We start from the raw sequence: 12,531 nt of genomic DNA on the forward strand, positions 1-12,531 counted from the left end.
GGGGAGATTGATGGATATGGCGAATGGAAATGGTAAGACTCTTACAGCTGAACAGGAACTTAAGCTGCGCCAGCCAATTGAGGATTATGTTGGTAAGATACAGAGTAAGATCGACAGCCTCAGAGCGGACGGCACAAACAGAGCAGTCGCTCTTCAGAACTCGATTGACGCAATAAAGAGAGACCGCAGCATCACGAAGGGTGAAAAAGAATCCAGGATTACAGCGTATAAGGCTGAGCTGGATAAAGCAAAAGCAGTTGAAGCAAAAAATAAAGATGAGATTTCAAAATTAATTTCTGACGCAACAGCGTATCTGAAGGCACACTTTGATAAGGATTATTATCAGCCGCTGAAGGAGAGCTGTGAGCAGGAAAAGGTGCTCGCAAAGGAAAAGTACAACAAAAAGATTGCGGAGCTGGAGAAAGAACACCAGAGCACCATGTCAAAGCTTTCTGACCATCAGGAAGTGAAGGATGAAAAGTATGTTCATAAGAACCGGATGTTTGATGCGAAAATGGATTTGGAAAAGGAACTTCAGCAGATCAAGGACAGAAGACACGCGGCATTTGTCTGGCAGTATCATCTGATCGACTTACTGCGCATCTCCAAATTCACCTTCACGGAGTCCAGGGCCCAGAAATGGGAGAACTATAAATATACGTTCAACCGCAGGGAATTTTTACTGCAGAATGGTTTGTATATCGCGATTATCCTGATTTTTATCGGGCTGTGTATCGCCACGCCGATCATCAAGGGCGTGCCGCTGCTTACCTATAACAATATTTTAAATATTCTTCAGCAGGCTTCCCCGCGTATGTTCCTTGCACTCGGTGTAGCGGGACTCATTCTCCTTACCGGTACGGACCTTTCCATTGGCCGTATGGTTGGTATGGGTATGACGACTGCAACCATCATTATGCACCAGGGCGTCAATACGGGTATGGTTTTCGGCCATGTATTTGATTTTACGGGTCTTCCCATCGGTGTAAGAGTTGTTTTCGCTCTGTTTATGTGTATCGTTCTGTGTACATGTTTTACCGCAATCGGAGGCTTCTTTACAGCCAGATTCAAGATGCATCCTTTTATTTCAACCATGGCAAACATGCTGGTAATCTTCGGCCTTGTTACGTATGCGACAAAAGGTGTATCCTTCGGTGCAATTGAATCGTCGATTCCGAAGATGATCATCCCGAGACTGAATGGTTTCCCGACCATCATCCTTTGGGCGGTAGCAGCCATTGCAATCGTATGGTTTATCTGGAACAAGACAACATTCGGCAAGAATTTATACGCAGTCGGCGGAAACCCGGAAGCAGCGGCTGTTTCAGGTATTTCCGTATTCTGGGTAACTATGGGCGCATTTATCCTGGCTGGTATTCTTTACGGCTTTGGCGCATGGCTGGAATGTGCAAGAATGGTAGGCTCCGGTTCCGCGGCTTATGGCCAGGGCTGGGAGATGGACGCGATCGCAGCCTGTGTAGTGGGCGGCGTATCCTTTACCGGTGGTATTGGTAAGATTTCAGGCGTAGTAGTCGGCGTACTTATTTTCACCGTACTGATCTACTCCCTTACTATCCTCGGTATCGACACAAACCTCCAGTTCGTATTTGAAGGTATCATCATTATCACGGCAGTAACACTTGACTGTCTGAAATACGTTCAGAAGAAATAAACTTATAATACGGTTGGGCGAAAAAAAGCATGAAAGAATTGGCTGCATACTGGCGCAAATTCTTTCATGTTTTTTGATGGTAAGCTCACTCCAAAGCTTCGTCCTTCAACTCAAAGCAGCTCCATACCTGCCAGCCCCGACAACCGGCTGTTCTGATACTCCCCGGAGTACGTCACATCCCTCCCAAACCATTCCGGAGGAACAAACGCGTTCGCCTCCTCCTCCGTCTCAAACTCCACTTCCGCCAGCATAAGCCCCTGAAACTTCCCTTCAAACACATCGAATTCGATAGTCAAATGCGAGCCCACGACAGGAATCAAGTACCGTTTCTTCGTAAGAATATTCCCATCGGCCTTTCCGATCAAATGCTCATAAGCCTCCTTTGTAAGAGGCAGATTATACTCCTCTCTGGCCAGCTTCCCTCTTGACTTATACGTAAGATAATACGTATCATCCTCCCGTCTCACCCGCACCACCGGCTCTGTACACAAGTATCCCTGCTCAATCGCATGATAAGGATACTCTTTATATCCGGGCAGTGGATCATTTATAAAAAATTTACGTTCTATTTCCATCGATTTCCCTCCATTAAGATATGTGTAATTATTGTAAAAATAGTATACCATAGCCCACAAAGAAAATGTAGGCAAGCCTTTTAATTTATATTTTAATGTTGGTTTTCCCAGCACAGCCAGTACACAGCCCCAGGGTTTGCGGTTAGGGCGAGGGGGACGGGGAAGAACCTGCGACAGTTTCCTTTTCCGAGGCACGCAGGAACTTAAGCCGGAAGGCAGGAAAAAAGGGTGGTGAAATCTGGCCTCCAAGCCAGATTTCAAGTGCACATGGAGGAGAAGTCCTTCAGGAGTTCTCCGTAATTTGCGCGATCCGCCCTTTTTTCCTGTCTTCCGGCTTTAGTTCCTGCCGCCGAGGAAACAAGAAGCTGTCGCAGGTTCTCCCCCGTCCCCCTCGCCCTAACCGCAAACCCTGGGGCGTACCCCCAAATAATTGTTTCTTCCCAACTCAAGCTGAAACAGTAGATTAAATACCCTAAAAGTGGTAATATAAAATCTACAGACAAAAAACAGGAGAATACATCATGAAAAAGAGAGAAAACTGTATTTTTCCCATCTGTCTGCTGCTGGCTCTGGCGGTCTGCTTTCTGGCGGCGTGTTCGTCTGGAAAAGGCGGGACACAGGAATCGCCGGCGGCGTCGAAAAGTGCGTCCAAAAGTATGTCGGAAAGTGCCAATGACAGCGGGAAAGGTGCGGATGACAGCGGTGAAAGTGCGGAAGCAGTGGATAAGAAGCTGCGGATCGGCGTCGCCATCTACCGGTACGACGATAATTTTATGAAGCTGTACCGGGAGGAACTGAGGCAGTATCTGGAGGAAGCGTATAACGCGGAGGTTGTGATGCGGAACGCCAGGGGAGAGCAGGAGGAACAGATCTCCCAGGTGAATGAGTTCATCGAGGCCGGATACGACGGGATTATTGTGAATCTGGTGGACACGGACCGGGCGGGTGTGATTGCAGATTCCTGCCATGAGGCCGGGATTCCCCTTGTATTTATCAACCGGGAGCCGAAGGCGGACGAGCAGGCCAGATGGAAGGCGGAGAAGATGGCGGTTTCCTGCATTGGAACGGATTCGAAGCAGGCCGGAACCTATCAGGGCGGCATCATACTGGAGACGGAGAAACGCGGAGATTTTAACGGGGATGGAGTCGTGTCCTACGTTATGATTATGGGAGAAAAGGACAATGAGGACAGCAATTACCGTACCGAGTATTCCATAAAGGCGCTGGAGGACGGCGGCATGAAGACGGAAAAGCTGTTTTCGGGCCATGCTGACTGGAATAAGGAAGAGGGCCGGAAGCTGGCGGAAAAGGCGCTTGCACTTTATGGCAGGCGGATTGAGGTCATTTTCTGCAACAATGACGCCATGGCCAATGGCGCGTGGGAAGCCATCGACGCGGCCGGGCGGAAAACCGGAAAGGACATTTACTTAGTGGGCGTGGATGCCCTGGAGGAGACGGTTCAGTACATCAAGGAAGGCAAAGTTACGGGAACCGTGTTGAACGACCACACGGGACAGTCTCATACAGCCGCAGATGTGCTGATGAAGATGATTCATGGTGACGAGGCAGAAACAAGGTATCTGGTGGATTATGTGAAGATTTCTACCATCAGTACCCTGCAAAAATAAACAGACAGAGAGGATTATTATCATGGGAAAAGTATATGCATTTGTAGCAAACGGATCAGAAGAGGTGGAGCTGCTGGCAGTCGTGGATGTTCTGCTCAGAGGCGGACAGGATGTGAAGCTGGTTTCCATTACAGGAAGTAAAGATGTGGTTAGCGCGCATCAGATAAAGCTGCAGGCGGATCTTGAATTTTCCGAGGCAGATTTTTCAGATGCGGATGTTCTGTTTTTACCGGGTGGTATGCCGGGAACGAGAAATCTGGCAGCTCATGAGGGCTTGTGCGGGGAACTGTTAAAGGCGGATAAGGCTGGAACGAGACTGGCTGCCATCTGTGCCGGCCCCAGCGTCCTTGGCGGACTGGGAATCCTGGAAGGGAGAAAGGCGACGTGCTACCCAGGCTTTGAAGGCGAACTGAAGGGCGCGGAATATACGAGACAGGGCGTTGTGACGGATGGCAATGTGACAACCGCACGGGGCCTTGGCTATGCGCTGGATCTGGGAATCGAACTGCTGGCTTTATTGACGGACAGGGAACATGCGGGTCAGATCAAAGATTCGATCCAGTATGACCAGATTCCAATGTAAGGATAAGGATGTGATGGGGATGAAGATGAAAAAAAGTTGGGTATTGCCGGTTCTGGCTGCAGGGATGTTGGCTGCCGGCTTAGCGGGATGTGAAAAGAAGGATCCTTACGGCCTCTCGGCTAAGGATCCGGTGACGATTACCATATGGCACTACTATAACGGCGTCCAGAAGGAAGGCTTCGATCAGCTGGTTCAGACATTTAACGAGTCGGAGGGCCGGGAAAAGGGCATAATCGTGGAGGCCTTCAGCAAGGGCAGCATCGACGATTTAAGCCAGGCCGTGACAGACAGCATCGATAAGAAGATCGGCTCGGATCCGGTTCCGGACGTCTTTGCAGCTTATGCCGATAAGGTCTATGAGATCGACCAGAGAGACATGGCGGTTGATTTAAGCAAGTATCTGACCGCCGATGAGATCGGAGAGTATGTGGATGCCTACATAGAAGAAGGCCGGTTTGACGGAAGCGAAGGAATCAAGGTGTTCCCGGTGGCGAAGTCGACGGAAGTATTTGCGATCAACAAGACGGACTGGGATAAGTTTGCCGAGGCAACCGGTGAGACGGACGCCGCGTTTTCTTCCTGGGAAGGAATCACGCGTGTGGCGGAGAAATATTACAAGTGGACCGACAGCCTGACGGAAACGCCTGATGACGGAAAGGCATTTTTCGGAAGAGATGCATTTGCCAACTATATTATCGTCGGAAGCCTGCAGCTTGGACATGAGATTTTCCGCGTGGAAAATGGGACTGTGATTATGGATTTTGACAGAACCACCATGAAGCGGCTATGGGATAACTACTATATTCCGTATGTCAACGGCTATTTCGGCGCATTTGGAAAGTTCAGGAGCGACGATGTGAAGACGGGACAGCTGGCAGCCTTCGTGGGTTCAACCAGCGGATTCGCCTATTTCCCAACCAGCGTGACGCTGGAGGATGGAACCAGCTATCCTATCGAGAGCAAGGTCTATCCGCTTCCCAACTTCTCAGGGACTGAGCCGTGTGCCGTTCAGCAGGGCGCCGGTATGATGATCTTAAAGTCTGAAGAGAAAAGGGAGTATGCAGCGTCCATCTTTTTGAAGTGGTTTACGGGAGTTGACAATAACATCAGATTTTCCGTTTCCTCCGGCTATCTGCCGGTTAAGAAGGAAGCGGGAGTAAAGGAACGGCTGGAGACCGTGCTGGCGGAGAATGGTGAGGAAGACGCGGCAGGAGAGAACCTGCTGATCGGCCTAGAGACTGCCAACAAGTATCAGCTGTATACGACGAAGCCTTTCGAGGGCGGAGATCAGGCGCGGGCCATTTTAAACGCTACCATGGCGGATAAGGCCAGAGATGACAGAGAGACCGTGCTGTCCCTCATGGCGCAGGGAATGTCCAGGGAAGAAGCTGTAGAGCAGTTTACAGAAGAATCTAACTTTGAACAGTGGTATGAGCATACAAAAGAACAACTGGAGACAATCATCGGAGAGTAGTTATGAAAAAAGGCAGGAGTGAATCTATCAGAACCCATCTGCTCTGGCCGTTGTTGGTGCTGTTGATTATACAGGCACTGATTATGGCCGGAATGGTTCTGTTCGGCGGTGTTTCTAAAAAACTGAAGAATAATGAAATCCATATTTTAAGTGAGAATACGGATAACACCAGGCTCTATCTGGAGAAGGAGACGATCCACCAGTGGATCAATGTCGTCAATGACTCCGGATCCATGGCGTCTGAGATTCAGTCGGTTTTAGACGAACAGCATAAAGATGCGTCCTGTATTTCAAGCGATTATGATTTAAACCGGGAGATTGCTGACGGGATTATGAACAGAGCCATCGATCTCATGCGCCGCAGCTATGGTACGGGAATATTCGTCGTGCTGGACGGTCCGGCCGCGCAGAACAGTGCTGAAAATACGAAGGCCGGGTTTTACATACGTGATTCCAATCCCGGCAGGAGTTATAATCAGGATAATTCGTCCCTGCTTCTGGAACGGGGGCTTCCTTCTCTTGCCAATAAATACGGGATTCCTCTGGATTCCTTCTGGGACCTGGGGTTTGACATGACAGCCGATGACGGCAGCACTGATTTCTATAAAAAACCGTTTTATTCCTCCATGGAAAATCAGGCCGGGGCAGAGGAACGGTTAAATTTTGCCTATTTAAGCAAGCCGTTCCGACTGAGTCCCAAAGACATTCCTGTCATCACGTATTCTGCCCCTATCATCCTGGAGGACGGAAGCGTCGTGGGCGTGTTCGGGCTGGAGATGGGAATCGGAAGGATTGAGCAGGTGCTCAGCTCCGACAGGACGGAGAGCAGCTTCGAGGTCTGCTATGCCCTGGGAGTCCGTCAGGCGGGAGAGAATACCATTACTCCCGTAGCATCGTCAGGCTATCTTTATAATCAGTATTTTAAGGGCGATGAGTACTTAGAGTACACGGATAACGAGGAGGAAGGCATCGGCGAACTGCGTTCCTCCGACCGGGCCAGCTGGTATGCCAGCGTAAAACAGCTGGATGTGTATAACTATAATACGCCGTTTGAACAGGAGGAATGGGTCCTGGTCGGGATGGCAAGGAAGAACGATCTGCTGTCCTTTTATAATTCCATTCGAAGCATGCTGCTGAGTTCCATTCTGATTCCGATTATTTTAAGTGTATTCGGCGTCTTCATCATCGGCAAGATCGTGACGGACCCGATTCGCGGCCTGGTTAATGAGGTGCGTAAACGTTCGGGAGAACACGGCCTTACACTGACACGGGTTCACATCGGGGAGATCGATGAACTGACAGAGACCATCGAACAGCTGAGTGCAGATGTAGAGCGGTCCGCATCGAAGATTTCCAGCATTTTGGAGCATGCGAATGTACTGATCGGCGTGTTTGAATATGAAGAAAATAATGCGAGCGTATTCTGCAGCCGTTCCATTTTTGAGATGATGGGATGGGAAGAACCGGGGGAGCCGTACTGCTATATGGACAGTGAGGAGTTTCGGCAGCGGATGGAGGCCGGTATCAGGAATACAAAGAGAGACGGAGAAAATTACCTGTTTCATGTAGATGCGCGCCCGACGGCAGATGAAGCGGAGAGGAGCGCGTCTGACCGGGCAAATGCGGTCGGTAAGGGACGCTGGGTCCGTCTCATCCTCGATACACAGGAGGCGGGAACGGTCCTCGGCGTGCTGTCGGATGTGACGGGCGACGTGGAGGAGAAGGCGAAGCTGGAGCGGGAGAGAAATTACGACCTGCTCACCAACCTCTATAACAGAAGGGCATTCCGGGAACAGCTGGTGGTGGCCATGGCGGATGGGACTATTCAGACCGCGGCTGTGGCCATGTGGGATCTCGATAATTTAAAGTATATTAACGATACGTACGGCCATGACGAGGGCGACCGCTATATCGTTCTGTTTGCCAACTGCTTAAAGCGGCTGGAAGAGGAAGGCGCCATCGTATCGCGCTATTCCGGCGATGAATTCGTCACGCTTATTTACGGGGGCGGCGGAAAAGAGGAGATCAGGCGGAGAGTCCAGTCCTTCATGCAGTTTTTGCAGTCCACCAGCCTGGAGATGAAGGGCGGGTATCAGATTCCTGTCCGCGTTTCTGGAGGCATGGCGTGGTATCCGGACGACGCCGTGGACTTTGACACACTATTAAATTACGCTGATTTTGCCATGTATATGGTAAAGCACAGCGTGAAGGGCATTATCATGGAATTTGATTCCAACGATTACTCCAACAATTCCTACATGCTGGCCGGCCGGGAAGAATTAAACCGGATGCTGGAGACGCGGGAAGTGGATTTTGCATTCCAGCCAATTACAAGGCGGGACGGAAGCGTCTTTGGCTATGAGCTGTTGATGCGGCCTAATTTTACGAATTTAAAGGGGATCAAAGAGGTGCTGAATCTGGCGCGGGCTCAGGCGAAGCTTACGCAGATGGAGACGCTGACCTGGTATGCCGGTCTGAAGGCTGTGGAAAAACAGGATCAGGCGGGTGCGCTGGGACAGACGGAACGGCTTTTCATCAACTCCATTGCCAGCGCCTGTATGTCGAAGGAGGAGGAAGCCGATCTCTGGAACCGGTACAGCAGCTATCTGTCCCGTGTCGTGACGGAGCTTACGGAAGGGGAACCCGTGAATCAGGAGTATATGAGCCGTAAAATCGCGGTGACCAAAAAGTGGAACGGCCTTATCGCGATCGACGATTTCGGCGCCGGCTACAACAGTGAAACCGTGCTTCTCGACATGGCGCCCGACATTATCAAGGTGGATATGAGTCTCGTGCAGCGGATCCATGAAGATCCCAACCGTCAGCTGATTCTGAATAATATCCTGGACTTTGCGGGGCAGAATCATATCACGGTTCTGGCAGAGGGCGTGGAGACGAAGGAGGAACTGGAATTTCTGATTCAATGCGGCGTTGAGCTGTTCCAGGGATACTATATCGGACGGCCTCAGATGGAAATCCGTCCAATCGATCCGTACATTGTCAGGAAAATGCAGGATTTTGCCCAAAAATCGGACTTTTCACAGAAATAGTACTGGAATTTACCGAATGAGTATGCTATAATGCTAAATTGAAGTGTAACGCCCTGTCGGTATGGCGGTTCACATATATATTCAAGGAGGAACCCATAGAATGAGTTTACAAGTAGAGAAATTAGAAAAGAACATGGCAAAATTAACCGTAGAGGTACCAGCTGAACAGTTTGAAAAAGCGCTCACCACGGCTTTTAATAAGAATAAGAGCAGATTCAACATACCTGGCTTTAGAAAAGGAAAAGCTCCTCAGGCCATGGTAGAGAAGATGTACGGCGTAGAGGTATTATATGAGGATGCCATCAACGAAGCACTCGACGCAACATACGGCGATGCCGTAACAGAGAGTGAACTGGACGTTGTATCCAGACCTGAAATCGACGTTGTACAGGTTGAAAAGGGTAAAGAATTAATCTACACAGCTACCGTAGCTGTTAAGCCGGAAGTGACTCTCGGCGAGTACAAAGGAATCGAAGTAGAGAAGGCCTCCGCTGAAGTGAGCGACGAGGACATCGAAGCAGAGCTTAAGAAGGTTCAGGAGCAGAACTCCAGACTGATCACCGTAGAGGACAGAGCAGTAGAAGACGGAGACCAGACGGTTGTTGATTTCGAAGGATTTGTAGACGGAACTCCGTTTGAAGGCGGAAAGGGCGAGGATTATCCTTTAACCATCGGTTCCCATTCCTTCATCGATACATTTGAAGAGCAGTTAATCGGTAAGAACATCGGAGAAGAGTGCGAAGTAAACGTAACCTTCCCGGAGGAATACCATGCAAAAGAACTTGCCGGTAAGCCAGCAGTATTTAAGGTAACCGTTAAGGAGATCAAGAGAAAAGAGCTTCCGGAGTTAAACGATGAGTTTGCCGGAGAAGTTTCCGAATTCGAGACTCTCGAAGAGTACAAGAACGATGTAAAGGCCAAGCTTTCCTTAACAAAGCAGAAAGAAGCCGCTACAGAGAATGAGAATCATGTTGTTGACAAGGTAGTGGAGAATGCCACAATGGATATTCCTGAGCCGATGATCGACAGCCAGGTAAACAACATGGTCAACGATTATGCAAGAAGAATGCAGAGCCAGGGCCTTTCCCTTGAGCAGTACATGCAGTTCACCGGCATGACGATCGATACTTTAAAAGAGCAGATGAAGCCGCAGGCTGTTAAGAGAATTCAGACAAGACTCGTATTAGAGGCGATTGTAAAAGCTGAAAACATCACAGTTTCCGATGAAGCTGTTGAGAAAGAGATCGCAGACATGGCTGAATCTTATAAGATGGAAGTTGCCCAGATCAAGGAATATATGGGAGAGAACGGCATCGAGCAGATGAAGGAAGACTTGGCAGTTCAGGAAGCGGTTGATTTCCTGGTTGCTGAGGCAAAGTTAGTTTAAATACGTTCTGAAGACCGGGGAGATTCCTGACTATGTTTGGAATCTGCTCGGCTTTCGTAATATAAGGACAGGAGGAAACAATATGAGTTTAGTACCTTATGTCATTGAATCGACGAGTAAGGGCGAGCGTTCTTACGATATTTATTCAAGACTCTTAAAAGAAAGAATTATTTTCCTGGGTGAAGAAGTGACGGACGTGTCCGCAAGCATCGTTGTAGCCCAGCTTCTGTTTCTGGAGGCGGAAGATCCTAACAAGGACATCAACCTCTACATCAACAGCCCGGGTGGCTCCGTAACCGCGGGTATGGCGATCTACGATACGATGAACTATATCAAGTGTGACGTTTCCACCGTATGTATGGGCATGGCGGCCAGCATGGGCGCATTTTTACTGTCCGGCGGTGCAAAGGGAAAGAGATTCGCTCTTCCGAACGCGGAGGTCATGATTCATCAGCCTTCCGGCGGCGCACAGGGACAGGCGACCGAGATCCGGATTGTGGCGGAAAACATTTTAAAGATCAAGAAGCGTTTGAACGAGATCCTGGCTGCAAACACAGGCCAGCCGTATGAGGTGATTGAACGCGATACAGAGCGTGATAACTACATGAACGCAGAAGAAGCAAAGGCTTACGGCCTGATTGATGAAATTATCTACAGCCACGAGCATTAAGCCAGTATTAAGGTAGTGATTAATTGAGAAAGAATGAGGTGTGTATATGCCGGTCAGAACAGACGACAAAATCCGATGCTCTTTTTGCGGGAAAACGCAGGACCAGGTAAAGAAGCTGATTGCCGGTTCCAATAATGTCTATATCTGTGATGAGTGTATTGATCTCTGCGCAGAGATATTAGAAGAAGAGTTCGACAGCCATGAAGAAGAAGGACCTGATTTCAGCGACATCAACTTAATGAAGCCGAAGGAGATCAAGTCATTTCTGGATGACTATGTCATCGGACAGGATAGCGCAAAAAAGGTGCTGTCCGTAGCGGTCTATAATCACTATAAGAGAATCACATCCAGAAGAAATATGGATGTGGATGTACAGAAGAGTAATATCCTGATGCTGGGACCGACCGGTTCCGGTAAGACGTATCTGGCACAGACGCTTGCAAAGGTGCTCAACGTGCCGTTTGCCATCGCGGACGCCACGGCGCTTACCGAGGCGGGATACGTGGGCGAGGATGTGGAGAACATTCTGCTCAAGCTGATTCAGTCTGCAGATTACGATATCAGCAGGGCTGAGTACGGCATTATCTATATCGATGAGATTGATAAGATTACGAAAAAATCCGAAAACGTGTCCATCACGAGAGACGTATCCGGTGAAGGGGTGCAGCAGGCACTCTTAAAGATTCTGGAGGGAACGGTCGCCAGCGTGCCGCCTCAGGGCGGAAGAAAGCATCCTCATCAGGAGCTTCTTCAGATCGATACCACCAACATTCTGTTCATCTGCGGCGGTGCCTTCGACGGGCTCGAGAAGATCATCGAGAGCCGTTTAAGCGCGGGCTCCATCGGTTTCAACGCCGAGATCGTGGATAAGAACAGAACCGATATCGACGACCTGTTGAAGAAAGTACTTCCGCAGGATCTCGTAAAATTCGGTCTGATTCCGGAATTCATCGGCCGTGTGCCGGTTACCGTGTCATTAGAGCTTCTCGACAAGGCAGCTCTGGTAAAGATTCTGACAGAACCGAGAAACGCCCTGATCAAGCAGTATCAGAAGCTGTTTGAGCTGGACGATGTAAAACTGGAGCTGACCGAGGAAGCAGTCGAAAGGATTGCGGAGCTGGCAGTGGAGAGAAAGACGGGAGCCAGAGGCCTGCGTTCCATTATGGAAAGCGTTATGATGGATATCATGTATGAGATTCCATCCGACAGCAACATCGGTATCTGTACGATCACCAAGGCTGTTGTGAATAAAGAGGGAGAACCGGAGATCATCTACAGAGATACGACGGTACCCAGAAAATCCCTGGCCCAGAAACTGAGAAAAGATAAGACAGGCGAGATTGCATAGGATCCAGAGAAAGTTCGGAAAGGTGTTACAGCAGGAAGAACTGCTGCAGCACCTTTCCTTATTTCCGCGTGCAGTAAGCTAGCACAGCGTTGCATAAGTTCCGGCGAATTCTGCACTCGCTATTCACGCCAGGACCACGCCCAC

General features: G+C 49.5%; 9 protein-coding genes. 8 read left to right on the top strand and 1 reads right to left on the bottom strand.

Annotated elements, in window-relative coordinates; translation table 11 throughout:
* Positions 1-16: 16 nt before the first annotated feature.
* Positions 17-1,672, top strand: coding sequence for a galactose/methyl galactoside ABC transporter permease MglC (locus tag DFR60_RS20210; RefSeq protein ID WP_110324535.1), 1,656 nt, complete (start codon positions 17-19; stop codon positions 1,670-1,672).
* Between the two features lie 110 nt (positions 1,673-1,782).
* On the opposite strand, the gene DFR60_RS20215 is transcribed toward DFR60_RS20210, so the two are convergent.
* Positions 1,783-2,247 carry a CYTH domain-containing protein gene (locus tag DFR60_RS20215; protein ID WP_110324499.1) on the bottom strand — a complete coding sequence of 155 codons (465 nt, stop codon included), beginning with the start codon at positions 2,245-2,247 and terminating at the stop codon, positions 1,783-1,785.
* Between the two features lie 521 nt (positions 2,248-2,768).
* On the opposite strand from DFR60_RS20215, the gene DFR60_RS20220 reads away from it, so the two are divergent.
* The 7 genes from DFR60_RS20220 (at position 2,769) to clpX (ending at position 12,387) form a co-directional block, all read left to right on the top strand.
* Positions 2,769-3,875 (top strand): galactose ABC transporter substrate-binding protein, encoded by a 1,107-nt coding sequence (locus tag DFR60_RS20220; RefSeq protein WP_110324500.1) that lies wholly within the window; start codon positions 2,769-2,771, stop codon positions 3,873-3,875.
* Positions 3,876-3,897: 22 nt separating this feature from the next.
* Positions 3,898-4,458: a DJ-1 family glyoxalase III gene (locus DFR60_RS20225; protein WP_110324501.1), complete on the top strand. Its 561-nt coding sequence runs from the start codon at positions 3,898-3,900 to the stop codon at positions 4,456-4,458.
* A gap of 19 nt (positions 4,459-4,477) precedes the next feature.
* A complete protein-coding gene (locus tag DFR60_RS20230; RefSeq protein ID WP_243005132.1) occupies positions 4,478-5,932 on the top strand; it encodes an extracellular solute-binding protein in 1,455 nt (484 codons plus the stop codon).
* Between the two features lie 2 nt (positions 5,933-5,934).
* Positions 5,935-8,982 carry a bifunctional diguanylate cyclase/phosphodiesterase gene (locus tag DFR60_RS20235; protein WP_110324503.1) on the top strand — a complete coding sequence of 1,016 codons (3,048 nt, stop codon included), beginning with the start codon at positions 5,935-5,937 and terminating at the stop codon, positions 8,980-8,982.
* 100 nt (positions 8,983-9,082) lie between these two features.
* Positions 9,083-10,369, top strand: a complete 1,287-nt coding sequence (tig, locus tag DFR60_RS20240; protein ID WP_002603538.1) for a trigger factor — start codon at positions 9,083-9,085, stop codon at positions 10,367-10,369.
* An 82-nt stretch (positions 10,370-10,451) separates the two neighbouring features.
* Entirely contained in the window at positions 10,452-11,039 is a 588-nt protein-coding gene (gene clpP, locus DFR60_RS20245; RefSeq protein WP_002603539.1) for an ATP-dependent Clp endopeptidase proteolytic subunit ClpP, read from the top strand.
* A gap of 46 nt (positions 11,040-11,085) precedes the next feature.
* Entirely contained in the window at positions 11,086-12,387 is a 1,302-nt protein-coding gene (gene clpX / locus DFR60_RS20250) for an ATP-dependent Clp protease ATP-binding subunit ClpX (protein ID WP_025530433.1), read from the top strand.
* Positions 12,388-12,531: the final 144 nt, after the last annotated feature.

The sequence above is a fragment of the Hungatella effluvii genome (assembly GCF_003201875.1).
GTDB lineage: Bacteria > Bacillota > Clostridia > Lachnospirales > Lachnospiraceae > Hungatella > Hungatella effluvii.